Annotated in this window: 29 protein-coding genes and 1 pseudogene; 15 read left to right on the top strand and 15 right to left on the bottom strand. The window is 36.8% G+C overall.

Going from position 1 to position 24445, the window contains the following annotated elements; genetic code table 11:
- The first annotated feature begins 185 nt into the window (after window positions 1-185).
- Window positions 186-1436, top strand: coding sequence for a tetratricopeptide repeat protein (locus tag AC5WOE_RS19075; RefSeq protein WP_496053256.1), 1251 nt, complete (start codon window positions 186-188; stop codon window positions 1434-1436).
- Between the two features lie 2 nt (window positions 1437-1438).
- Window positions 1439-2074 carry an O-methyltransferase gene (locus AC5WOE_RS19080; RefSeq protein WP_496053257.1) on the top strand — a complete coding sequence of 212 codons (636 nt, stop codon included), beginning with the start codon at window positions 1439-1441 and terminating at the stop codon, window positions 2072-2074.
- Window positions 2075-2284: 210 nt separating this feature from the next.
- Here the strand turns inward: AC5WOE_RS19080 and AC5WOE_RS19085 are convergent, their stop codons facing one another.
- The 5 genes from AC5WOE_RS19085 to AC5WOE_RS19105 form a co-directional block, all read right to left on the bottom strand.
- On the bottom strand, window positions 2285-2512 hold the full coding sequence (locus tag AC5WOE_RS19085) for a DUF2283 domain-containing protein (RefSeq protein ID WP_496053258.1): 228 nt from the start codon (window positions 2510-2512) through the stop codon (window positions 2285-2287).
- Window positions 2478-2858: a hypothetical protein gene (locus tag AC5WOE_RS19090; RefSeq protein ID WP_496053259.1), complete on the bottom strand. Its 381-nt coding sequence runs from the start codon at window positions 2856-2858 to the stop codon at window positions 2478-2480. Before AC5WOE_RS19090 ends, AC5WOE_RS19085 begins: the two co-directional genes overlap by 35 nt.
- A complete protein-coding gene (locus AC5WOE_RS19095) occupies window positions 2851-3132 on the bottom strand; it encodes a DUF3467 domain-containing protein (RefSeq protein ID WP_496053260.1) in 282 nt (93 codons plus the stop codon). Before AC5WOE_RS19095 ends, AC5WOE_RS19090 begins: the two co-directional genes overlap by 8 nt.
- A gap of 76 nt (window positions 3133-3208) precedes the next feature.
- On the bottom strand, window positions 3209-3769 hold the full coding sequence (locus tag AC5WOE_RS19100; RefSeq protein ID WP_496053261.1) for a hypothetical protein: 561 nt from the start codon (window positions 3767-3769) through the stop codon (window positions 3209-3211).
- On the bottom strand, window positions 3766-4854 hold the full coding sequence (locus tag AC5WOE_RS19105; RefSeq protein WP_496053262.1) for a hypothetical protein: 1089 nt from the start codon (window positions 4852-4854) through the stop codon (window positions 3766-3768). Before AC5WOE_RS19105 ends, AC5WOE_RS19100 begins: the two co-directional genes overlap by 4 nt.
- 45 nt (window positions 4855-4899) lie before the next feature.
- Here AC5WOE_RS19105 and AC5WOE_RS19110 point away from each other — a divergent pair.
- Window positions 4900-5040 (top strand): annotated as a pseudogene (locus tag AC5WOE_RS19110) (LuxR C-terminal-related transcriptional regulator); the annotation flags it as partial.
- A 99-nt stretch (window positions 5041-5139) separates the two neighbouring features.
- On the opposite strand, the gene AC5WOE_RS19115 reads toward AC5WOE_RS19110, so the two are convergent.
- The gene (locus AC5WOE_RS19115; RefSeq protein WP_496053263.1) at window positions 5140-5325 is read right to left on the bottom strand and encodes a hypothetical protein; all 186 of its coding nucleotides are present in this window, start codon (window positions 5323-5325) and stop codon (window positions 5140-5142) included.
- A gap of 280 nt (window positions 5326-5605) precedes the next feature.
- On the opposite strand from AC5WOE_RS19115, the gene AC5WOE_RS19120 reads away from it, so the two are divergent.
- Entirely contained in the window at window positions 5606-6085 is a 480-nt protein-coding gene (locus AC5WOE_RS19120; RefSeq protein ID WP_496049299.1) for a DUF2975 domain-containing protein, read from the top strand.
- 10 nt (window positions 6086-6095) lie between these two features.
- Window positions 6096-6314, top strand: a complete 219-nt coding sequence (locus AC5WOE_RS19125) for a helix-turn-helix domain-containing protein (RefSeq protein WP_496053264.1) — start codon at window positions 6096-6098, stop codon at window positions 6312-6314.
- A gap of 171 nt (window positions 6315-6485) precedes the next feature.
- Here the strand turns inward: AC5WOE_RS19125 and AC5WOE_RS19130 are convergent, their stop codons facing one another.
- Window positions 6486-7175: a DUF421 domain-containing protein gene (locus AC5WOE_RS19130; RefSeq protein WP_496053265.1), complete on the bottom strand. Its 690-nt coding sequence runs from the start codon at window positions 7173-7175 to the stop codon at window positions 6486-6488.
- Between the two features lie 259 nt (window positions 7176-7434).
- Complete coding sequence (locus tag AC5WOE_RS19135) at window positions 7435-7785, bottom strand: beta/gamma crystallin-related protein (RefSeq protein ID WP_496049296.1); 351 nt, start codon at window positions 7783-7785, stop codon at window positions 7435-7437.
- 497 nt (window positions 7786-8282) lie between these two features.
- Here AC5WOE_RS19135 and AC5WOE_RS19140 point away from each other — a divergent pair, with 497 nt between their 5' ends.
- Entirely contained in the window at window positions 8283-8450 is a 168-nt protein-coding gene (locus AC5WOE_RS19140; protein WP_496049295.1) for a hypothetical protein, read from the top strand.
- Window positions 8451-8648: 198 nt separating this feature from the next.
- Here the strand turns inward: AC5WOE_RS19140 and AC5WOE_RS19145 are convergent, their stop codons facing one another.
- Window positions 8649-8798: a hypothetical protein gene (locus AC5WOE_RS19145; RefSeq protein ID WP_496049294.1), complete on the bottom strand. Its 150-nt coding sequence runs from the start codon at window positions 8796-8798 to the stop codon at window positions 8649-8651.
- A gap of 243 nt (window positions 8799-9041) precedes the next feature.
- Between AC5WOE_RS19145 and AC5WOE_RS19150 the strand changes: the two genes are divergently transcribed.
- Both AC5WOE_RS19150 and AC5WOE_RS19155 read left to right on the top strand, forming a co-directional pair.
- The gene (locus AC5WOE_RS19150; RefSeq protein ID WP_496053266.1) at window positions 9042-10691 is read left to right on the top strand and encodes a YndJ family transporter; all 1650 of its coding nucleotides are present in this window, start codon (window positions 9042-9044) and stop codon (window positions 10689-10691) included.
- 376 nt (window positions 10692-11067) lie between these two features.
- Window positions 11068-11637 (top strand): RBBP9/YdeN family alpha/beta hydrolase, encoded by a 570-nt coding sequence (locus tag AC5WOE_RS19155; RefSeq protein WP_496049293.1) that lies wholly within the window; start codon window positions 11068-11070, stop codon window positions 11635-11637.
- Window positions 11638-11836: 199 nt separating this feature from the next.
- On the opposite strand, the gene AC5WOE_RS19160 is transcribed toward AC5WOE_RS19155, so the two are convergent.
- Together AC5WOE_RS19160 and AC5WOE_RS19165 are read right to left on the bottom strand one after the other, a co-directional pair.
- Window positions 11837-13372 carry a multicopper oxidase family protein gene (locus AC5WOE_RS19160; RefSeq protein WP_496053267.1) on the bottom strand — a complete coding sequence of 512 codons (1536 nt, stop codon included), beginning with the start codon at window positions 13370-13372 and terminating at the stop codon, window positions 11837-11839.
- 186 nt (window positions 13373-13558) lie between these two features.
- On the bottom strand, window positions 13559-14263 hold the full coding sequence (locus AC5WOE_RS19165; protein WP_496049291.1) for a VIT1/CCC1 transporter family protein: 705 nt from the start codon (window positions 14261-14263) through the stop codon (window positions 13559-13561).
- A 298-nt stretch (window positions 14264-14561) separates the two neighbouring features.
- Here AC5WOE_RS19165 and AC5WOE_RS19170 point away from each other — a divergent pair, with 298 nt between their 5' ends.
- From AC5WOE_RS19170 to AC5WOE_RS19195, 6 genes are all read left to right on the top strand, one after another.
- Window positions 14562-15041 carry an FMN-binding protein gene (locus AC5WOE_RS19170; RefSeq protein ID WP_496053268.1) on the top strand — a complete coding sequence of 160 codons (480 nt, stop codon included), beginning with the start codon at window positions 14562-14564 and terminating at the stop codon, window positions 15039-15041.
- 13 nt (window positions 15042-15054) lie between these two features.
- Entirely contained in the window at window positions 15055-15969 is a 915-nt protein-coding gene (locus tag AC5WOE_RS19175; RefSeq protein ID WP_496049289.1) for an FAD:protein FMN transferase, read from the top strand.
- Window positions 15966-16880: an RnfABCDGE type electron transport complex subunit D gene (locus AC5WOE_RS19180; protein ID WP_496053269.1), complete on the top strand. Its 915-nt coding sequence runs from the start codon at window positions 15966-15968 to the stop codon at window positions 16878-16880. Before AC5WOE_RS19175 ends, AC5WOE_RS19180 begins: the two co-directional genes overlap by 4 nt.
- 57 nt (window positions 16881-16937) lie before the next feature.
- A complete protein-coding gene (locus AC5WOE_RS19185) occupies window positions 16938-17612 on the top strand; it encodes a response regulator transcription factor (RefSeq protein ID WP_496053270.1) in 675 nt (224 codons plus the stop codon).
- Between the two features lies 1 nt (window position 17613).
- Window positions 17614-18876, top strand: coding sequence for a sensor histidine kinase (locus AC5WOE_RS19190; protein ID WP_496053271.1), 1263 nt, complete (start codon window positions 17614-17616; stop codon window positions 18874-18876).
- A 603-nt stretch (window positions 18877-19479) separates the two neighbouring features.
- Window positions 19480-20406, top strand: coding sequence for an RluA family pseudouridine synthase (locus tag AC5WOE_RS19195; protein ID WP_496053272.1), 927 nt, complete (start codon window positions 19480-19482; stop codon window positions 20404-20406).
- Window positions 20407-20674: 268 nt separating this feature from the next.
- Here AC5WOE_RS19195 and AC5WOE_RS19200 read toward each other — a convergent pair whose 3' ends face one another.
- From AC5WOE_RS19200 to AC5WOE_RS19215, 4 genes are all read right to left on the bottom strand, one after another.
- Window positions 20675-21673: an aldo/keto reductase gene (locus tag AC5WOE_RS19200; RefSeq protein ID WP_496049284.1), complete on the bottom strand. Its 999-nt coding sequence runs from the start codon at window positions 21671-21673 to the stop codon at window positions 20675-20677.
- 72 nt (window positions 21674-21745) lie between these two features.
- Entirely contained in the window at window positions 21746-22087 is a 342-nt protein-coding gene (locus tag AC5WOE_RS19205; protein ID WP_496049283.1) for an ArsR/SmtB family transcription factor, read from the bottom strand.
- 384 nt (window positions 22088-22471) lie between these two features.
- The gene (locus tag AC5WOE_RS19210; protein WP_496049282.1) at window positions 22472-22843 is read right to left on the bottom strand and encodes a beta/gamma crystallin family protein; all 372 of its coding nucleotides are present in this window, start codon (window positions 22841-22843) and stop codon (window positions 22472-22474) included.
- Between the two features lie 206 nt (window positions 22844-23049).
- Entirely contained in the window at window positions 23050-23913 is an 864-nt protein-coding gene (locus tag AC5WOE_RS19215) for a hypothetical protein (RefSeq protein WP_496053273.1), read from the bottom strand.
- 136 nt (window positions 23914-24049) lie between these two features.
- Between AC5WOE_RS19215 and AC5WOE_RS19220 the strand changes: the two genes are divergently transcribed.
- Complete coding sequence (locus AC5WOE_RS19220) at window positions 24050-24199, top strand: hypothetical protein (protein WP_496053274.1); 150 nt, start codon at window positions 24050-24052, stop codon at window positions 24197-24199.
- Window positions 24200-24445: the final 246 nt, after the last annotated feature.

A 24445-nucleotide genomic window follows, 5' to 3' on the forward strand; every position in this document is an offset into this window, starting at 1 on the left:
TGAGGGCACATGAGTCAAGAGGAGTTGGCAAATATCATCTCTCAAATTCAACTTGAAATGGATGATGTAGTAAATTTCACCAAAAAACTCGACCATGACTGGGAGCATGCCCCCAAATAATAAGTAATTGAACCAGAAGATAAGTTTCTTTATCTTCTGGTTCGTTTTTAAAGGAGTTGATTTGGATGAAAGATTTATCTTTTTTAAGACATGAAATACCTGGACTACAGATAGCCAAATATTTAATCGAAAATTTACCTATTAGGAAAAGTGAATGTCATCCGTTGTTTGTTCAAAGATTGTTACGGAAAAAGAAGCTTCCTAACTTGATGGATACCAGTTATATTTCCGATCTTGGATTGAGACGTATTGAAGAACCTAGCCATTTTTTTATCGAAAATGCGATTACATTTTTCAAGAGTTCTCCCCATGAGATTCGTTCAGTTGTCAAGAATCAAGACTGTATCACGAATGACCTTTTCACGTTCTTTGGTGTTGGAACATATGATCAATCATTTGATTTTAGTAGGTTTGTGAAGAAACATATCCAACAGCCTTCATTGTTGCATCGAATTATGATGTATTACGTAGATGTGTTGGGAAGTTGGTCAGATGCGGATCAAATTGCCGATCAAGTGGTCCAACACATGAATCAATTACCACAGACAGAGCAAACAGCATCTTTGCTAACGACGTGTGGAAATTTATTCGCGCAACGACGTGATATACGTTGTCGTGAGTTATATCGTCGTTCGATTGATTTGTGGGAAGATGTATACCATTGGTTTATGACATATTTCCGGATTGCTGTAGCTGAGATAAAGCGTTTGGATAGTAATACAACAATGATTGAGTCGTCATTAAAGTGCGTAAAAGAAGCCTCCAATGAATACGGTAAGAAAACGAACAACCCCATCAACACCCTATTTCTTAACGGACTCATTGCGAACTTGGAAGCACTGCATTTTTTAAAAAATGGCGATTTATCAACAGCTGGAGTTCTCATACATGAAGCTTGGGATAATGTATCGAATGTTTCAATTGATAGGCTTGATGTTGAAGAAAGCATGGTAGGACGCTATAGTATGCAGATTATTGAGAATCTAGCTCTGTACTATAGTTTAACAAAGGATTGGTCGCAGTCGGTTGACATTTTTCAAAAAGCAGTAGAGCTAAGTAAGCAAATTCATAGAGGATCACTGGCAGAGGCTTTGTCCAAATATGGATACGTTTTATTGCAGACTGGAAAATCTGAAGATGCAATTCAAGTATTGTTAGAAGCAGAGCAAATAAACGAAAATAGCACATCAATCGACAAGCTACGAGAAGTAAGAAAGATGTTGGCTGTTGCTTACTATAAGCGAGGACAGTATGAAAAATCTGCTTATTGGGTTGAGATGAGCAGACAGAAGATGTGGATGAGAGGAGTTTCCTAGTGATGGATGTGGAAGAGTATGTTGAGACCCTTTTTGTGCAAGATGAAGTGATGCGAAAAGAGATTGTTGATGAACTACAGAAAATGGATGTATCAGCTAATCTTGTTTCGCCTATTGTAGCCAAAACGTTGTATATGTTGGTCAAAATTTCAGGTGCTAAGCGTGTTTTGGAGATCGGATCTCTCGCTGGGTACAGCTCCCTCTGGCTCGCACGAGGTTTACAACATTCTGATGGTACGATTACTTCGATTGAAATTCGTTCATCTTTGGTAGAATTGGCAAAGTCGAATGCACAGAAAGCTAATTTAGAGAAAAGGATTCAATATGTGACAGGGGAAGCCATGCAAACGTTGGATTATTTAAAGAAGTACAATGTGCAGTTCGATTTGTTTTTTATTGATGCGGATAAAGTAAACTATCCACAGTATTTGGATAAGATTTTAGAATTATCTGCCCCTGGCGCAGTGATTTTAGCGGATAATGTACTCTGGGGTAAACGAATTCTTGACTCAAGTGATCAATCAAAAAATACAGAAGCAATTCGTTTATTCAATCAAAAAGTAGCAGCACATAATGAATTGGAATCTATTTTATTGCCCATAGGAGATGGATTGATGGTTGCGAAGTTGAAGGAGTAACTCAGTTGGATTCCGAAATATCGAAAGAACCAGAACTCCGAAACGTTCCAGTCTTTTTGCTTACTTTTATCGGTAGGGGAGGTTAGCTAATATTACCCCCTCCCCCATCGACTACCGAAAGCCGAAATACCGAAACGTTTCGGTAAATCGATACCTCCGAGAGAGAAGGGAGGAGGGGGATAAAAAGAAAAAAGGCGAGACATTCCCGCCTTAGTTAAAATTTATATCGAATGGAACAAAATCTGGAACAAATCTTTTGTTTATTCTTTGGTAGTCCATAATGATAGCTCCAATTACTTCATCTGTATCATCGGCTTTTCGGAGATAAATACCAGGATATATTTCATCCTCATATCCCAATCTAGGTTCGCCAAGAAAAACATAAAGAACGTCATGATCTTTATCATAATTCATTTTTTGATTTTCTCTGGCGTTCATAGATAATCCTCCCATCTACAATATCTTTGAACTGTGATTGAACGAAGATTGTACAGACATCTCCTATGTCCTCAGTATATTCAACAACTGCTTTTAAATACTTAAGTTTGTCTAGAAGTGGATTGTGTACAATATCAATATATTCTTCTCGGTTGTCATGTTTCGCGCTTTTTAGAATGTATGATGGATCTTCAATAAGCGATTTCACAACGTTTTCCTGTTCGATAAGTTCGAGCCGATTATGATCTCCATTGGTCACGTGCATGTTCCACGTTGTAGATTTTAATTGCACTGATCGTTGGAATGGATCTGATGTTATAAATATTATATCATCTTTTTCATTCATTTGTGTTTTCCTCAATGATTTTAGCTCTTTTAGCTGCTTCTTCATTGATATTTAAGCTGATTGTACCAAAGATTTCTTCATATTGTTTTACTTTGATTAGCATTAGTTGAGCGACTGCTTTAAAATGTTGAGGACTCATTACCACTGAGACGCCATGCTCAATATTATTATCTTCACGATCGGCAATCACTAAACGGAAATCATATAAATTCATTTTGATTTCAGTGTGGTTACCATATACAGTCTGAGGTTTGTCGGATGTTTTTTCGTTCACTTCATTCTCTCCCTGTTTTCCGTAAATTCGATTTTTATTTTATATTAAAATAGAATGAAAAGAAAGAAAATAGGGGTTAACTTGTTTTCTGATTTTGTTTTAGATGAGCTTGGGAGTTAGGATGCATCCCTCTTTTGTATTTCTTCTCTGGGAAAGTTCTATCTAAATCGATGTCGTTATGTTGTGGTTGATTCCATGAATCTATATCTGGTGGCTCATACCGCAATACCTTCAATTTCGCTTTCTCGGTTCTTTTTTCGAGTTCTTTGTCATAATTAATCTTTAATTTTTTCCCGCCTTGTTTTGCTTGTTCGATCTGATGCTTGGGAAGTTCCCAAGCAATAATCCAATCATGAATGGCATCATTCATTTGTATCTCATCTGGAACGAGAGTGCGTGGGAGAATGGGATGGTTTGTTTTCAATATGCTCCACAATTTTCTCCAGAAGCATTTTTCCTCTTCTTCATCCTCACTTTCATCTTCCGTCTCATATATCGTGATATATTTCTTTCGGGATATTCGACTTGGAAATACCATCGTCTCTACAGCTACAACTGCAAGATAATTCCCATAGTCTGTGTCCAACTCAATTTCTTCTTCCTCTACTAAGGTATGTTGGTCTTTATAGTATCTCATACCATTTGTTCAGCCTTCACTCTTTTGATTGCCTTTTCTGCTCGGTTCTTTTTTACGCCTGCAATATCCATTAGACCTCGGATGGAAGGACGTTTGCCTTTTGTTTTTATATATTGAATAGCTGTTTGGTAAGTATGTTCGTCAATGTCCAAGAAGTCTTCTGTGGTGTCTTCTTCATCAAGTAAATAATTAATTCGATTTGCTATTCTTGTCCGAGGTGTCCGGTGCCTGTTTTCTGTCTGGAGTGTCTGTCCGTTGATGGTGTCCGGAGTGTCCGGAATTTTTAAAGTGTCCGTTTTGTTCTCTGTTTGCTCCAGTGTTTGAGTGTCCGAAACTGTCTGGAATTTATTTTTGTCCGAACTGTCTGTTTTTGTCTGTCTGAGTGTCCGAAGGCTTATATTTTCTACTATCTGGCTGGCTGTATGATTAGTGTTCGTTTCCGAGTGTCCGAGGTGTCCGTCCGCATCTTCTGTGCTGTCCGGACTGGTTTGTCCGAGAAAGTGTCCGTTAAAATAATAGCGTCTGGTTGTTCGTCTGGACACTTTCTTTTTTACTGTCCGGACTGTCCGAAGTGGATTGTCTGTGTGTCTGAAATAGTTTCTTGTTTGGTAGTCCATGATGTTCGAGTCGGACAGTGTCCGAGTGTTTGTGCTGCTGTCCGTTTCCGAAAGTGTATGAGTGTCTGAACTGTCTGTAGGTGTCCGTTTCTCGTTTAATCCGGCTTGTAAAGAATGACTGACAACCGCTTCCGCTATTAGCATTAAAATCGGAATAGCTACACCAATTCCAATTGCTTCTCCACCTTTTCCAAATCCAGATGATATGTTCGAATATCCTACAATGCCCACACCAGCATACAATGCAATTCGTGGAGCAGAATACCATCTCACTATGATCCGTTTGATTTTGGAGTGGAAAATATTAATGGTGCCTAATGCAAAAATTCCCTCTCCTAAAAATGTGCCCACATGGGCGGAATAACTTAAATATGATCCTCGTTCCAGAAGGTCATATGTATGCCAATATGACAAATAGATAGCTGCTGCGAAAAGCAGAGCACCAAAGATGAAATTAAATATACGCATTTTATACACTTATCTCCCTGTGATTTCTTAGTTAGTGATAAATGTATGGTTGTAGATAAGACCACCAAAGACATCGCCGGTCAATTGTTTATCAGTGAGAAAACCGTTCGCAACCACATCAGTAATGTCATATGTACCTTTTGCAAAATGATACAAACAATTTGGAGTTTGTGTTTATGGTTGTAGCTGATAAAAGGTAAAAGAGCCAAAAAATAGGCGACTGTTTCACCGTCTCAGTGGTGGATACCAAGAGATAGTGAATCCGTCTTGTGGGATGAAGATTGGTCAATTTTGACTCTGATCTCCCTTGTCATGTGCCTCTGCGAGAGTGATCCCCTTGTGTTCGTCGAGAACATTCATCGCTTTGGTGACAGCGGGATGGTTTTCGGAACCAGGAAAGTTGGAAACGATCCCAAGAAGCTCGCGTGTACCACTGGCATAGTCCTTAGCTTGGTCTTCACTCGATTTCATGTTCTGCTTTCCTGTCCTTGGGTATAAGGAAAAACCTTTAATAAATTATAGAAGAAAGATAGGGGATATAATTCTTGCGGGTTCTCTTTTGGGGTAAATCAATTTCACAATACATTTTTAACGTAAATTCACACAAGGATTCACGTTTTTTATTTTTGTCTAAATTATAAGTATATTTCAATAACAATAATAACTTAATAAAAAGCGATATTAATTTATTGTAGAACGATAAATTACGTGCTAAAATCATGTTGTCATAAAAATAAGTGAGGTGTTTATTTTGAGAGAAGTCACTACATTGTTTTTAAAAATAGCTGTTTTTATTATAGGACTACTGGTTCTTACTTTATGTATATTTTTAGTGCCCAATATGGCGAATTTCGCAGCAAAATTGTATCCAAATATTGCCCCAATGAAATATCTCGTTTTCATCGTGATGTATGGAGCGGCTGTGCCTTTTTACTTTGCTCTCTATCAGGCTTTCAATCTTTTACGGTACATTGACGAGAACACGGCGTTCTCGGAATTATCTGTAAAGGCGTTGAAGAACATAAAGTGCTGTGCGATTACAATCAGTGGTTTTTACGTATTAGGCTTGCCGCTCTTTCATTATATAGCGAAGAAAGTTGACCCTCCTATTGGATTATTGGGATTCATCATCATTTTTGCTTCGTTGGTTGTCGCCGTTTTTGCTGCCATCCTTCAACGGCTTCTACAAGAAGCGATTAACATAAAATCAGAAAATGATTTGACGGTCTGAGGTGGAGGATATGACTATTATTATTAATATTGATGTGATGTTAGCAAAACGAAAAATGAGCGTAACGGAGCTTTCGGAGAGGGTTGGGATTACTATGACGAATCTTTCTATTCTGAAAAATGGGAAAGCAAGAGCGGTTCGTTTTTCAACATTAGGAGCGATATGTAAGACTCTGGATTGTAAGCCAAGTGATATTTTGGAGTACAAAAGCGACGAATACACTCATTAAAAACAGACAACAAATTTATTTATCGGGAGTCGATAGAAAATTAAGGGATAGCCATTAAGCTATCCCTTCTTTAGTAATGTCTCATGTTCCTTTGTGAGTTTATCTGCTTTGACTATTCTAATGTTATGAGCGGAATTTTCTCCATTATTCGCAACGTATATTTCATCCCGGTTAATTTAAGTGATCTTGATATAGATCAATATACAGTTGATTATTTGTACCAAGTATCATGTAATTGACATCTTGGTGTACCAATTTTCGTTTAACCAACTCTTTTTCTAACCACTTCATTGTCAGATTTTTTCCTGTTAAATTTTCGAATATGACTTCTCCATCTACAATCAATTCTATTGGATAGGAAAGGTCAGATTTTTGCAATGCTAGATCTTTTCTAGTTACTGGAAGATACATGGATTTTTTTAAAACGGATAGTCCACCATCCATTTCCAGCACTGCGCATTCTACCTCATTCATATCAAAAATATCTTTTTTTCTTAGATTTTCAGTCAAAACTTCTAAGCTCATATTGATTTTAGATAGATTTTTTTCAAGAATTTTTCCTTTATCGATAAGGATAATAGGTTTTCCAATAATCCATTTTTTTAAAGTACGACTCTTTAAGGAAAGATGAGACAACAGAACAGAAATGACTACAAAGATGACAAAAGAAACGGTTAGATTAAAAAAGTTGAGATTTGTTTCAAAAGCGAGGTTAGCTGCAATTGAACCTAAAGAGATACTAGTAATATAATGTAAATAGGTCATACGAGAAATGAGTTGTTTTCCAACTATATGAATGCTTATCATGAGTAAGAATACAGATAATATGGTTCTTATAGTAGTTTCTAATAGATCAGACATCATTCACCCCATATAAAAGGACGAGTATTTAACACTTCTTTATTTTCTCATATTCCCCAGTATCCTATACCAGATAATATCTAATCCAAAACGTTCTAATAACTCATCTAGGCTCCAATTCCGCTTCATCAGGTATTTGCCTTCGTCGTTTGGCTCCCTTACCTCACCTTTCACTTGATCAAAAATGGTGTTTTTGGGCATATTCTTAGTTATGGCTAAACAGGTATCATAAAATAACCATGGTTTGTTTTTATCACAGTTATTTAATGAAATAAAATGATGAGATTTTATCGTTCCATCCGAATTCTTTTAGATTAGGGGCTTTTGAGTTTCCAGAAGCTTTTTCTAAAATTATATAATCTCCTTTATAATTAGGGTATTGAAATAGCTTTATTCCTTTGTGTTTAGTAGTTTTAAGTGAAGAAGTTATGTTATCAAAATTATATGTTCTTAAATCTTTCACGTTATTGCAAAATGTTTTTGACTTTCCTTTAAAGTTGATATGTTGATACAGAGTGATACAAGATTTTGACGCAGCAAAGGATGGAAAGGGAAATAGAATACTACCTAGTAATACTAGTGAAAAAACTGACATCATAAATTTTTTCATTACAATAACCTCTCTTATTATTATTTATTCCATTTTCAATATCATAATATAAAACGAATAATGTGTAAATTCGATAAAATCAATTTCATAAAGGATATCCTGTTGTTTTTTGTCAGGAATATTGTGATAAAGTACAATAAATTTCTTTTGGAGTAGTAAAAAACCAATGTTGAGGATAAACAACCTTTGCATTGGTTTAAAATCGTTTTATTTACTTTTTTTATGGGATATCCAGAGATACAGATATCTTTTCCGAACTTTTCTATTGAGATATTTTCCAGCTGAACTGCTTTCACCCCGTGTTCAATTAAGCTGTCTTTCTTTTTCCTATCTGCGATGATCTTTGTTGGATTTTTGCTAAACCTAAATCATTTTGTAGGAAAAGCCAGTTATTAAAAGTCTGAATATTCTTTCTGCTCTATTCGATGCAAATTTTAAATAAGACATGCTTTTATGCATTGAATGTCTGCATACATTGAATGGAAGGGGTGATTAGTTTGAAGAAGTCCAAACTAAGCGTAGGCAAGGAAATATACGGAACAAAAGATATCAAACAAGCTTTCTATGAAGCATTTGCTCCGTATTTCGAACAAAACAATATGCACCCTGCAAGGTTTGTAAGTTGGATTACACAAGAGCCCAAAAAACGTGTGGGGAGTGGTTAGCCCCTTTTTTGTTAGAGATTTGGACAAGCAGAGGAAGGATAATGTATGAAATGGCATGATCCAGAAATAGTAAGCCAAGAATTTTCTAAATGATTTATTGGCGGATTGATCCTCTAGGAAGATTTGGCGGGACACGGAATTCATAAAATTCCATTACCACTAATATTCTTCGAAAACATTCGGCAAGATCAAGTAGTTCTACAAGTCTAAGTAATCAAATATAGATTGGTTCTCAGTTGGATCATCTTTAGATTCTGAAGCAGTTCGATTGATATCTTCTTTATCTAAAGTTTCGGGAAGATCAAGCAATTGTTGTAGTCTGGTTTTATTTTGTTTTAAGTTATCCAATTGTTTCACCTCATAGAATGCAAATTACAAAAATTGAAAATTATTCCTATTTTAGCAAAGGTAATGGGTATAATCAAGGAGGAAACATCATGACAAAGCTGTTTGAATCGATAGGAAGGCTTTCAATTCAAACAACTGAAATAAAATAGACAAGTAGAAATGCACCTTGATTTATTAATTATGTATCAACTTCTTGTTAATTATGGTAAACTATTCGGAAAAAAGATAAGGAATCTGTATAAAATGAAAAATTATTTATTTAGAAATTTACTGATTTCTACCCTTTTCTGGTTAATAAGCATTACAATGGTGTCAAGCTTGGAAATGATCCTGTTATTTTACATTTTTCTTTTGGTACCCACTTCGATTTCACTTGTCCCCACTGTTAAAAGAAATGGAAATAGCTCACGTTATCATACTTTACTGTTGAAAAGTTATCCGTATTTTGCAATAACCATTGGAATTGCATTGTTATTTCCTGCTGGAAGCGTTTACTCTGAAATATTTTCATTAATTTGGACAATCTATACATTTGTTTTATTTGGTTATGGAGTTAGACGTTTTATGGAACGTGGCTGGTATCAGCTTGAAGAGAATGCTGTTGATGCAAGTTTTCTATATGCTTTCATTGGTGGAATTACACTCAGCATCTATTGCTTTTCTACCGATCCTATCATCTCATATCATTATTTAAACACCACTGTCCATCTTTATTTTACTGCTTTCTTTTCTACATTCTTCGTAGGATTGACAGGAAGGGTACTTCCCATTGATCTAAAACTTGGAAATGCTTTCCGCTGGGCTGTTAATGGTACAATTATAAGCCCTCTCATTATTGGAATCGGTATCATAAACAATCCCTGGGTCCAAAACGCAGGATTATGGATTTATACTTTATGCATCATTGCTTATAGTTTTTTTGTTTTCTGTATGGAAAAAAAGAATTCGATTACCAGTCTTTGTATTCAATTATCTGCAATTATATTAGTAGCAACCTCTATTTTTTCTATTATAGAAGGTATATTCCAATTACAAGGACATACATGGATACATACAGGACAGTGGCTATGGTATCATGACATTCCAATTGCTTTTGCATTTGCATTGGGAACATTTGGGTGGTATTACCAAAAACCGATAGAGCAAATCAACTTATATCAGCTTCCTCAAACGAATATAAATGGAGGATCATTTATTGGTTCCGATTTCTTAGAACGAAATGGATACCAAGATAGTATCGCTTCTCATGCTGGTATTGTAACTAAGCTAGAAAAGTTCAAAAGAAATGATTTTATTATAGATCTACTGCATCCAAAAGTAATATCTTTTGCTGAAAATACATCATTATATGATGTTACCATTCAAGCCAACTGGTCCAAAAGTTCTTGGCTGTTGGAAAAATGTCTTAAACTATATTCAAATAAAATACAACAAGCAAATATCCCATCTAATGATGAGGGTGTAAGATCGCTAAACAGCAAAATTATTAGTATTATTAACCATGAGCAATATTGGAATAGGAAATTAAATGCTTGGATTTGTAGCTTTAAGGACACACTGGAGACTTACATTGTGGGTATTTGGTCTGATCATAAACATAATGGACAACGTTATATGCACTTCACGATGCCAATACCGAAATACAATCGTGCGACAATCTATCAACTGGAGCATGGTATAAATGGATCTCTCCGAGTAACTTCTATACCGAGAAGAGGCGGCGGTGGCGATGAGGGTCATTATCTCATGACAAAAAACTTTTCTATTCGTATACCTTATAATGAAAATCTCATCATCTGGATTGATGAATATGGTAGAATACAAATGACCCACCGGCTTTGGATATTTGGTTTGGAAGTCCTTACTTTGGAATATGAAGTGATTGCAAAATAATATCCGCAAGTAAAGAAATCTATATAAAATCGAATAATTCAATAAAAACTATCCCTGATCAATTAGCCAGGGATAGTTTTTATTGATGAAAATGGAAATCAAGCGATGATTCGTATTCAATATATTTCAACATACGTCAACTGTCATCACAGTTTAGTAATAAGTTGTTTTCACATTAGGCTCTTTGAGTAATTGTTGTTTAATATATGATGTTCATGAAAATAAATATATTGAAAACCATATTTAAATTAGAAAATCAATGCTTTCACTTGTTGTAGGTACCTACTTGAATCCTTTAAATATTAAGCGGATTTGAACAATGTTATGAAGTTGCGCATTTGAAGTTATATATAAATAGACGATTAGGAGAGTAGTAATGAAAAAACAAGTTTATATTATACATGGAGGTTATGCTTCACCAGCTAAACATTGGTTCCCATGGTTAAAAGAAAAATTAGTAGCAGATGGTAATCAAGCTTCGGTTCTTCATATGCCAAACTCGTCTGACCCAAAGAAAGAAGAATGGGTGAGGGCATTAGCTGATGAAATAAAGTTCTTAGATACCAACACTTATTTTGTAACACATAGTTTAGCGTGTATTACACTATTGAACTATTTAGATGGACTAGATCCATTAACAAACTTTGGAGGCTTTATTCTTGTATCTGGCTTTTCTGAACCATTAGCATCCTTTCCTACACTAGATCCTTTTACAGCGAAAAAAGTGGATTATAGAAAAATAATTTCTGTAACTAATTCACGTGCTGTTATTGCCGCAAAAGATGATTATATGTGTCCTTTCGAACTAACTAAAAAGTTATCAAAACAATTGGATGCATCATTTCATCCTGTTGAGAAGGGCGGTCATTTTCGAGATGTTGATAATTTCATTACTTTTCCATTGGTTTATGATATTTTAAATAAAATGATGCAAACTTATAAATAATGATTACTCGATTTATGTAAACTCGCTAACATGGAAGCCGTCGTCCACTGTTAGGAGTTAGGAGATGCGGGAAGGTCACCCCGCCTAAATTCTCTCTATCAAGAAAAGATGTAATGGCATTTGTTGCTGTTACATCTTTTTGATTTATAATGTAGGGAAATGCAGCCTTTTGGCTAATTAGTAGGCAGAAGGTATAGTTCTATTGGATAACGACATACGGTCGCATCATTTCATAATCCTCATGCTCAAGAATATGACAATGCCACACATATAGACCGGTATAAGGACCAAATTTCATGATTATTCGCGTTACCTGTTTAGGATTCGCTCTAACTGTATCCTTCCAACCTCTTTCTTGTGGTTCAGGTGTGATCGGTGGACCAGTGTAATGAATCACTTTCTCCTTTTTATATTTTTCCACATCAAAACTTCTTCGGTCTATTATTTGAAAATCAATTAAGTGAAGATGAATAGGATGTGAATCGTTCGTTAAGTTGACTAGAGACCATATTTCAGTTGACTCTAATTTTGGATCTTCTGTTATGGGATCATTCCATCTTTTACGATCTAATAACATAAACTCACGACCGTACGTATCCATAATATTATTTAATGTCAAATATCTGATTTTGCAAACTGATCTTTTTCTTAATTTGTGAAAAGATGACAGATGGGACGGTATTACACTTGTATCAATACTAGAAAGAGGGAGGGTTACTCGAAATTGCATCACAGTACCTACTGTATCTGGATTTGGCAAATCGCCGCCAGGAAAAGGAGCGGGAGCATCATTTGTCATGATAATATTTTTCCCCTCTTGATTGGCAAAATCTATGATGACATCTGCTCGTTCTGCAGGAGCCAACATAATTTCTTGGACTCCTATTGGGTATTCCATCAATCCTCCATCCGTCCCGATTTGATATAGAAGTTGCTTCGAATCCAGTTTAAGTCGATAAAAGCGAGAGTTCGATGCATTTAACAACCTAAATCGATATCTACGAGGTTCTACTTCTAAATATGGCCATACTTTTCCATTCACAAGATTTGTTTTTCCTACAAATTCAGGAACGATTGATGTTTCTAATTCTGGAACTGGTTTTTTTGGTTGCTTAGGGTAATAAAGAGAACCATCTTGATGAAAAGATTTGTCTTGTATCATAAGCGGAATTTCATACTTTCCACATGGTAAATGTAAGGAGCGTTCATTTTGATCTCTTACTAAGTAATATCCTGCCAACCCTGCATATAGATTGAGTCGCGTGATCCCAAGTGTATGATCATGATACCAGAGGGTACAAGCTCTCATGTAATTATCATATTGATATACTTTCTTTGTATAATATGCACCAACTTGTTTAAATCCCTGTGTAAACCAAGCTTCTGGATGACCATCGCTTTCCGGTTCAACGCTTGCCCCATGGACATGTACTACTGTTCTTACATCTGGTACATCTAATTGGGCACCATGTACCGTATGGTCTATTGGAAAAAGATGCTTCTTGGGAAGATTATTGATCCATTTAATAAATACTTTTTCTCCACTTTCCACTTCAATGGTTGGTCCAGGACAACTGTTTTCATATCCCCAAATGGTTGTATCTTGTAACTCACTATGAAGGGATTGCTTAAATTCTGCCATATTTACTTCGTAATAGGAGTGATACCAATCTTTCCGGACAGGTTTTAAAACAGGAAGAATGGGAAGTCTATCTACAAATTTAGAGAGAATCATATTTCTTCTCCTTTACAACTTTCTCCTTCACCATTACTTATTTTTAAAAAAACTAAATATAACAATAATATCAATATTGGATCTCCGGAGAGTGCATTTTCGTTCAATAGTAGGAACAGAACTAGTAACCGGCGATTGAGGGACGATTTAACAATATAATGGAACCTGACCTACCCGACACCCCAGTTAGGCGATCAACCTTGCTACAAGGAAAGCGATACCGGCTGCTAATCCACCTACTAAGGTTGTTTGAAAAGCACTTTTTATCGCACTTGCCCCAGTCAATCTCCCTTTGATAAAACCAAAGACGAAAAGGGCAATCAACGTCAAGATCACGGAAACGGTTAACGCAACCAAGTTATTGCGAAGGAACATATATGGAGCTAATGGAATAATTCCGCCAATAATATAAGACATTCCAATAGTAAAAGAACTTTTGCTTGCTCGTTTTGGGTCTGGCTCTTCTAATCCCAATTCATATTTCATCATAAAATCAACCCAACGTTTCTCATCGCTACTGATAGTTTCAACAGCTGATTGAACCGATTTTTCTTCCAAACCCCATTCATTTAAAATATCAGCTACTTCTTGTTTTTCTTGATCCGGAAGATCGATAATTTCCCTTTTTTCCCTCTCCAATTCAGAAAAATAATGTTCTCTTTCTGTACGGGCTGCCAAATATCCACCGAGTCCCATTGCGATAGAACCAGCGGCAATTTCTGCTAATCCAGCTACAACAACAAGAGATGTGGTTGAGAGAGTACCAGATAAACCTGCTGCAAGTGCAAATGGTACAGTGAGACCATCGGCCATACCGATGACAACATCTCGAACGACTTCGGAAGCCATAAAATGTTTTTCTTCATGTGAATGTGTTGTTTTGTTATCCATAAATTCACCTTTTCTCAGCGATTCATTCATTTTTAAGTATTACCATATCCTTCAAGCTAAAACAAAATAATCCCCAAATCAGAACTAAGTCCATCTTGTTCCATCCCACTTAAATGTCAAGATGTTTTACACGAATCCGTATTCTCAATTCGACCACCTTTCAGGTACTTGGGCCAGATTGATACCCGCACTGGCGCATCTTTCTAATTCAAGTAAAAGGTATCTCAAAGATAATTCAAATGTTTGCCTTGTATACTTGAACATATTTCTGAATCAAGCTAAACAAGGGGCGGATATGATGGCAGTTAAAATGGGAAATAAGCTTGTCCTTTTGTGTTCGACTGCGATTGGACTTATCTATTCAGCTGGATATATAGTAACGGAGACATCTGCAAAACAGAACTCTTTGGAAACACAATCTTACGTTATGCACCAACAAAATAAAAATATAAATAATCCCTATCAGCAAAATAATAGTTCACAAGTTAGTTCCACTACTAAAAAACAAGGAAAATATCGAGATGGTACTTATAATGGGTCAGGAAGTAATTCTATCGGATCTGTAGAAGTAGCAGTAACGATTAAAAATAGCAAGATTTCATCAGTTGAAATTACCAACAGTACTACTTCTTATCCACAAAGTGATATTGATGGTTTACCTCAGCAAGTAGTTCAACGTCAAAGCTCTAATGTTGACTTTGTCACCGGCGCAACTTTAAGTTCAGAGGATTTTCATGCAGCAATAAAAGAAGCATTACAAAAAGCTCAAAACACATAAGGAGGAATCAGCGATGACCAAAAAAAGGATGAGATCCTCCCTGTATATGGATACGGTTGTATCTCTTAAGGTGACTACTGCTCGGTCAGAAGATGAAGTGGATGAGAGCATGATTCGTGCATTTGATAAATTTCGTTTAGTAGAAGATGTATGTAGTCGATTTGATCATCAAAGTGAATTGATGTGTCTAATCAGTCAAGTAGGAACGCCAGTAAAGGTAAGTGACCTATTATTTGAGGTGTTACGTTTTAGCTGGGAAGTGGCAGATCTCACCCATGGTGTTTTTGACCCTACCATAGGCCGTCAGCTAGAAACATATGGATTTCAGCGCCATTATCTTACAGGAGAAATAATAGACTCTGGCAATTCTTTTGCAAATTCAGTTTGTTACCAAGATATTATTCTAAATAAAGAGACACGAACAGTATGCCTCCAAAAGCCACTTGTCTTAGATCTAGGAGCAGTAGCAAAAGGATTAGCAGTTGATCTTGCGGCAAAAGAACTAAGCCGATTTGAAGGATTTGTAATTGATGCTGGTGGAGATATATATGCAGGAGGGCAAAATGAGCGAGTAAAACCTTGGGTGATTGGTATTCAACATCCGCTAAATAAAATGGAAACGATCTGCTCCTTTTGCTTATCTGATGCTGCTATTTGTACCTCTGGAAGTTATGAACGGGTTAGCCCGTTGCAGAAACAGATACATCATTTGATTCTTCCACAGAGTGGAGAATCTTCGTCGGCACTTGTAAGTTGTACCGTTTTAGCTCCATTTGCGATGATGGCAGATGCTTTTTCTACTGCAGCTTTTTTACTGGGACCAAATATTGGTCTAGCTCTACTAGAACAAGTTGGGCTAGATGGTGTCCTAATCACGCCATCGTTAGATGTACACATGACGAAGGGGATGGAGGCTTATTTGCTATGAATACAATAGGAAAACGAAGTGACCGCATTCGTCAACAACAAAAGAAACGACAGCCCAATGTCTTCAAAACACCGAAGGGATATGTGCTGCTTATTTTGTCTATTCTGATGATGATAGCAGGTATTTATACCAAAAATACTAGTGCTTTTATCCATGCAGGGCTAGCGGTTGTAATAGCTATTATTTTAGAAATCATATTTGGGATTTGGCAACAACATAAACGAATTTATCCAGATGGAGCTACTATAACGGGGCTTATCATTGCGCTTGTGTTAGGTACGACGGTTCCATGGTACTTGATCGCGTTTACAACTATTGTAGCTCTAGCTTCTAAACATTTAGTAAAGATAAAGAAAAGACTTATCTTTAATCCAGCCGCCTTTGGATTATTAGTCTCTTCTGTGTTTTTTTCAACGGAACAAAGTTGGTGGGGTAGTTTATCAACATTGCCTGTTATCTTTGTGGTTATTTTGCTCATAGTGGGCTATTTGGTAACCAAACGGGTACACAAATTTATACAGGTTTTTGTTTTCTTGGGTGTTTATTTCTTGTTACTATTTTTAATGGGTTCACTCCACATAGAAAATGCAAGTGCTGCTTTTCGTGTACCTTATATCAACACAGCACTGTTCTTGGCATTTTTCATGCTAACTGATCCACCTACGTCACCTGCAAAAGATGTAGATCAGATGTGGTTCGGCATGATTGCTGCTATCGTGAGCGTTTCGATTTATGCTAAGTTTGGTGGATTAACCTTTCCATTGATCGGATTACTTGTAGCGAATGTGTGGACAGCTTGGAAAAAATCCAGAAAACAATCAGAAAAGCGGTCTCTTGTTCGAAAAACATCATCAAAGGAATATCAGGATGTATCCAATAGACCAAATACTAGTGCTGAATTTAATTGGTAAGGAAAGTCGGGCACTTTGACCGACTGTTCTTTTTGAAGCTTAAAAGGAGTAGTGATTATGCGAATATTGGTAGTAGAAGACGATCTTCCATTACTCAAGGTCGTCAGAACAGTACTGGAAGATGAATCCTTTGAAGTAGATACAGCTACAACAGGGAATGAAGGATTAGTGGTGGCAGAATTAGGAATACATGATCTATTTGTTTTTGATATTATGCTGCCTCAAATGAGTGGACTTACCATGCTAAAAAAGTTGAAGGCTAAGTCAAATAACACACCAACTCTATTTTTAACAGCTAAAGATAGCATCGAGTCAAAAGTACAAGGCTTAAATGCTGGTGCAGATGATTATCTTGTCAAACCTTTTGCAGTAGAGGAACTACTGGCTAGAGTTCGCTCCCTATTGCGTAGAGCTGGTAAATTGGAAGTAGAAGGTCAATTCAGGTATGGTCTTATTACCCTATTCATTCATGAGCGGGATGCATATATCGGTGATAGTCGATTAAATTTAACGACAAAGGAATTTGAGTTATTGCTGTATCTGGTTCAAAATCGTGAACAAATTTTGACACGGGAACAAATTTTCAATCGAATATGGGGTGTTGATTCAGATGCAGGTGATTCGGTGGTAGATCTCTACATTCACTATTTACGAAAGAAGTTATCTTTACATGATTGTGAGCAGGTTATTCGTACGATCCGTGGAGCTGGTTATATGTTGAAGGAGAATTAAGATGTTTAAACGAACGAAAATCCGGCTTGTCCTCTTTAATTCTCTGGTTCTCTTGGTTATTTTAAATGGTTTCGGAGCAGTTATGTATCTCTATACACAACAACGGTTATATCATTCGGTAGATGAGGAATTAAAGGCTGCTATGATTCATCTCGAACAGGAACATTTGACGAAAGTACTGCTTGAGAAAGATTCGGAACGGGAAGTAGACAGTCAAATCTTTTATCTTTTTTGGGATAGTAGAGGGAAATTAGCAAAACAAATTCCTAATGATGCCTTTGATAGTGAGATGGTGCAAAAATTACATTCTAAATCCATAGTAAAGCTACCACAAACAATCATTTTGAATGGTCATTATTATCGAACTTTGATGATTCCTACTGATAAATTTCAGAACGAAGGACAAACGAGTCGAATAAAAGCTGGTCAAATCGTTTATTCGATGCAGCCAGAAAAAGAAGTATTGGGACATTTACTAATTGTCATGGAAGTAGGGGCATTATTAAGTGTTGCTATTGCATTCAGCGCTGGTTTTTATTTGGCTAATCGTTCGCTTATCCCCATTCAGTTGGCGTGGAACAAACAACAACAATTTGTAGCAGATGCTTCTCACGAGTTACGAACACCGCTGGCTGTTATTCGGTTACATCTAGAGCGATTGTTTCGCCATCCCAACCGAACAATTGAACAAGAGAGTGAACATATTTCTGAAGTAATTCATGAAACAAATCGAATTAGTAAGATGGTTTCTGATCTACTGCTTTTGGCTCGTTCTGATTCTAGTGAAATCCAATTGGATTTTCAGATCGTTAAATTGGATAACATATTAAGTCATGTTATTCCTCAGTTCCAAGATATGGCTATGATTAAAAATATTAAGATCGTAACATCGATTGAATCTTCGATTGAAATGATTGGGGATAAAGAACGCCTTCATCAATTAATTGTCATACTACTAGATAATGCGTTAAAGTACACAAAGGAACAAGGGATAGTTACGGTGGTTGTTAAGAAGGTTGGTTCTTATGTTAATTTATCGATTTCCGACACGGGGATTGGGATTTCCCAAGAGGATCTTCCATATATATTTGATCGTTTTTATCGTGGGGATAAAGCCCGAACTAGAACACTCGCAGGGACGGGACTTGGATTATCTATTGCTAAATGGATTGTGCAAGAACATGGGGGAGAAATACGTGTCGAGAGTAAGCTAGGGATAGGAACTAGTTTTATTATCATGTTACCGAGGAAAGAGAAGGCTTAAAGGGGGACAGCCAGTTAGAGATGATAGGAATGGTAATCTGCGTGTTAACTGTATGAACTACTGAAAAGCGTTCTTTGACCTTTGCTAATACGCTATCCTTCTCTCTCCTGTATAAAATTATCATATATAAGTATAGGGTTAATGAATAGACATGAACCAACATAGGTGTCCTTGAAACACTGCACAGTGATTGACTTATGTACACTAAGATAACCTTGAATCATATGGTAAGTTACACTGGCAGTGTAGAGGTCAGTGGTTCGATCCTGCTATTCTCCATCACCCAAACCCTTTGTATTTCAAGGGTTTTTTTATTGTCAGAGATTAGGATAAGATGTTAAAACAGGCATTTCCACAAAGAGTAATTACATAATCTTTGTTATTTGAAAAGCTCAGGATCAATCACATTAGAAGTTTTGATGAAAGATATACTTTCTTTTTTAGCTGCTTTTCACTTTTTTTGAATAAATCTATGTGCGTGACGAATGGGTCGCCTACGTGTCGATGCAGCAGTACGAACCGTGGTATTCAAAATTACTATCGCTTCGTAGACAACTTTGCTAAAATAAGCCGTATTCAATTGTACAGAAAGAGGTTAACAGTATGCATAAAAGGAAAAGAAAGAGCAACACAAATCAAACTCAGGCTCTAATCAAACGATACACAGTTAAAGAACCAACGGAGTTGCTTGTTTTTTTATTGAATACTTTATCAAATATTGGCCGGAACTCCGTTAAATCCCTATTGAGCCATGGACAAGTATTGGTAAACGATCAAGCCGTGACGAAATACAACTTTCCGCTACAGCCTGGACAAACGGTGTCCATTCGTAAGATAAAAACTGTAAATACACCACTCATGGCAGGAGTTATTATTTTACATGAAGATGAGGATATCATCGTAATTGAGAAGGAAGCTGGATTGTTATCGGTTTCTTCTTCTAAAGAAAACGAATTAACAGCCTATCGACAGCTCATGGATCATGTTCGTAGAGGGAATCCTGAAAACCGGATTTTTGTCGTGCATCGTTTGGATCGAGACACATCTGGGGTGATGATGTTTGCCAAAAGCAAAGATGTACAGCAAATCATGCAAAATTCATGGAAAGACATTGTACAGGAGCGTCTTTATATTGCCCTTGTTGAAGGATCGGTAAAGAAATCGGAGGGTACTATTTCATCTTGGTTGAAAGAGACGAAAACATTCAAAACGTATTCAAGTCCTCGTCCAAATGATGGGAAACTCGCTGTGACACATTACAAAGTAATTAAATCCAATCAAAGCTTTTCCTTATTGAAAGTGAATCTCGATACTGGACGAAAAAATCAAATTCGTGTACATATGCAAGATATAGGGCATTCCATAGTAGGCGATAAGAAATATGGGTCACATATGAAACCAATTGGTCGACTTGGACTCCATGCTCAGGTCTTGTCGTTTGTACATCCCACAACTGGTCTCCTGCTACGTTTTGAAACTAAAATTCCTAAGTCGTTTTTAAGTCCTTTTCGAAGCACACCTATCAAATAAACGAACTGTGAGAATACATGGATGTTTATTTCTGTAACTTCCTAAAAGGGAAGGTAACTTTATGGCGGGACCCCAAACGGAGAAGGAGAGATTAAAAAAGCCCGGTGCGGAAAATCCACACGCCGGGTTCTGTGGGGTTTAGGCCCCCGATTGGTCGGCCGTTCTACCCAGAGGAGTTGATGCGCCTTCAGCGCTCGGCTCCTTACTTCACCTGTCATTACCGATAAGAGACCAGCTCTTGCACCATTCTTCCTTTTGTTAATAAGGACTATCTTCTTGATTTCACTACTTCCAGTGAGATTGTATTAATCATATCAATCTCTTCGGGTTTCAAAGTAAAACTCATCGCTTGAACATTTTCCTCAGCATGATGAACTTTCGATGCACCAGGAATAGCAAATACAGTTTCACCATTTGCATAAATCATCCAATTTAGTGCAATCTGTGTGGGAGATGCATTATATTTTTGTGCCAAATTTTCGAGTGTATCTATAAGGGGTTTTGACTTTTGCAAACCTGATGGCTGGAATGCTGGTGCCCATTTACGCGGACCAGTAAGCGACTTCACAAGTGCAGGATTTTTATGAAACTTCCCACTTAAAATGCCTTGCTCAAGCGGTGACCAAGCAATAATTGCGACCCCAAGCTCTTTGGCTGTATCCAATATATCATTTTGTTCTATTCTCCGATCCAATAGACTATATTTTACTTGATTCGATACTAGTCGTAATCCGTTTTCTCGCAATACACGGTCTGCTTCACGCATTTTTTTTGCGGAAAAGTTACTCACTCCTACATTCTTTATCTTCCCTTGTTTGACCAGCTTTTCCATTTCTCTCATCTGGCTTGCTACTGAAGAAAAAGAATAAGGCTGGTGAATCTGATAAAGATGGATAGTTCGATGATCAAGCATTTGCATCCGCTCTTCTATTGTGTTGGAAATACTTTTAGCAGTACGAAAAACAGGCCACCATTTCGTTGCAATATGTGCTTTGTCTGCTAAACTTCCTACTTCTTTTAAAGCTTTTGCAAGCATTTGTTCCGATTGCCCTTTACCGTATACTTCTGCAGTATCGAACCAATTAATACCTCCTTGTAAACTTGTCCGAACAATTTGCACCACATCTTCCTGATGAAGCACAGGCCAAAACTTTCCTACTATTCCATTTCCATTACTAAATTGCCAACAGCCGAGACCGAGCGGGGAAAGTTCTAAATCCGAATTCCCCAACTTTCGTAACTTGAATGATGTTTCCTGTACAACCACAATATCACCCTTCTCTATTTACTTTATTTTAATAAGAAGAATTTTGATTTTCATACCTGATCAACAGGAGAATTATCCTGAACTTTCGGTTATAAATAATTCAATGCTATCGAAAAGCCGTTTCACTTTAAAGATGGCACTATTTGCTCCATTTAGGGAATAGTAATTTTTTGTACCTACTCGATCTACTTCGATGATATTGGCATCTTTCAACACTTTTAAGTGGTGTGATACTGCTGGACGTGATAAGTGTGTCTTTTTCGTAATCTCACCAACCCTTATCCCTTGTTCACAACCACATTCAATTAGAGCAATTATAATGGCTTGACGTGTTTCATCCCCAACCGCAGTTAGTACTTTTTGGCATTCGCTGAATTCATTGAGCAATCTTTTTAAACCTTCTTGTTTATCCATATTCAGCACCTTTGTTTTAATGGTTTAATCATATAAACGATAGTAGCATAAATCATACATGAAAAGTTATTGGGAAAGTAAATCGAGACGAATAAGCCAACGAACCTTCAAGCTATATCATTTATATCGTTGATAAGGTTTCTAAGTCACAATCGAAATAGGGGGTCTTAATAACAAAATAATCTAAGTAATGTCTTACCAAATAAAGTTGATTTCTTTGTCAAATAATTGGGAACCAAAGATCAAGCACTGGTATTACTCTTAGCAAAACAAGTGACGAGTGGGAAACCATTTGAGAAGAGGCCCTACTAGAGAACGAACGGACTTATCAGACAAATGAAAAACACATGACCTCTAAGTGCAGAGGTCATGTGTTTTCTATTGCTATTTACTAATATGGAGAGAGGAAACAACATCATTCCATGATCTATTCTTGTCTAGTTTTTTCTTGGTGAAATCAGAGTAATTTCCAGGTTTCAGCTTCCATTTTTGACCTTTGTAATTGATGTGCTCATATAATACGACTCCATCTCCACCAGAAACTTTTGCAGATGACGCTAGGTCATTCCAATTGTTGTCCACTAGTGTACTGTCATCGGAGCAGAATTTGATGGATCGACCTTTAAAATTAATATGCTCATACAGCGTTACACAAGAATGATGTTTTTTGTGATGGTTGTGAGCAAATGCAGCGGCTGGAATAAGCGAACAAGCAAGCACTACAGCAGAGGAAACAATGGAAATACTCTTTTTCATTCAAACATCTCCAATTACAATTTTTTGGGAATTCACCCTTTTGTATTATCTCCTAAAAATTGTAAATTATCAACTGGAAGAACTCGATTGCTGGTCATGATAGATAAATAAAAAGGCGGGATTCCCGCCTTTGTTTATGTTGTATCTCATATTAAATCACCGTTTTGCTTGTTCGTATTTCATCGTCTCACAACGTCTATGCGGGTTTATCCGTTTTTGATAGTTTTGAGTGCGATACGTGAATAATGCGTTGTTATTCCCTTATTTTTCATCTCTTTATATGTTGGAAATCTTCCCAGCTCATCGGTTAATTCTTTCGCTGTTTGTATAGCTTTGCTTCGTGCCTCTGTGTTTGGTTGAAAAAGATGATCTTGTTTCTTCTTCTCTTGATAAAATCCGATTTGACGCTTAAACGGTATGACGTGGGTCTCTTGTACTTCCTTCTGATCATCCGTTATGGGAGTGACAACTATCTCTTGTAATGACTCTGGTTCTCTTCTGAAATACTCTGGAAGACCTTCTTCTATTATCTCCTTACGCTGCTCCTCTGATTTTCGAACTTCTTTTATCAATCGTAAGTCCGGCTTACGAGATTCCCATTTCATCCACTCTATTTTCTGAATTATTTTCTCTTCGTTGATATCTTTTTTAGCTTGTTTTAAGCGTTCTTTAACACTTTTCACATGAGGTTCGTGGCTTCTTGTCCAAAGCCATACGAGCGTATTCTCCATGAGCCACATAGCTCCACTTATGGCTACCCCAACAACGGAGCCAACTATTAAATTTTTCTGTGCTAATCCATACATATTTACTGCTGTCACAAATCCTAAACTGGTGAAATAACCAATTCCCAAAAAAATTGGGACATTTCGTTGTAAAGCTCGTTGTCTTCCCCGTATGAGTAGCAAGGACGCAAAGAGTATCTCCACAAGTCCTGCTGTTAGATATGGATTTAACCCTAATCCTCTAGATAACTTTGTTGTGTTCTGAAAAGATAATGCGACGACGATTAATGCAATCACTACTACGATCCCTAGGACAACAATGTCCAGTGTTGTTCGTTTTTTCATGTTGTGTACCTCCAGTTAGATCTAAACTTTTGAATTTCCATAAATTGGGTTATAATACTATAATTATAACATGCTACCTAACTATGCAATAAGTTGGAATTATAATAATTTACCATACTATTTAAGAGGTGACGACATGTCGTTGAAACAAATTAGTATTCGACTTGAAGAAGAGATGATAAGAGAATTAAAGGTGGAATGTGCAAAAAAAGGGATTACTCTACAGAAAGCAGTAACAGAAGCTTTGAATGTGTGGCTTGAGCAAAAAGGAGAGAGCGGAAAATAATTATTTACTCCAGTTGAGGAAATTCACTAACATTTTATTCCAAACCCGCTCGATATTCATGTCTTCCGCGTCTGTTGTAAAGAGCAACAAAGGACGCTACAGCCAAGCATATCTTCGCTGGGATTATTTGTTTTTATTTTTGCTCAAGTAGAGTTATTTACATAGAAAAGCCATCTCAAATGGTGAACATGTGTTATCCTGTGAGCTTTTTGAAGAAAATTGCGGAATACCAAGAAAGAGAAGGGA

Source organism: Shimazuella sp. NTD248 (genome assembly GCF_059510395.1).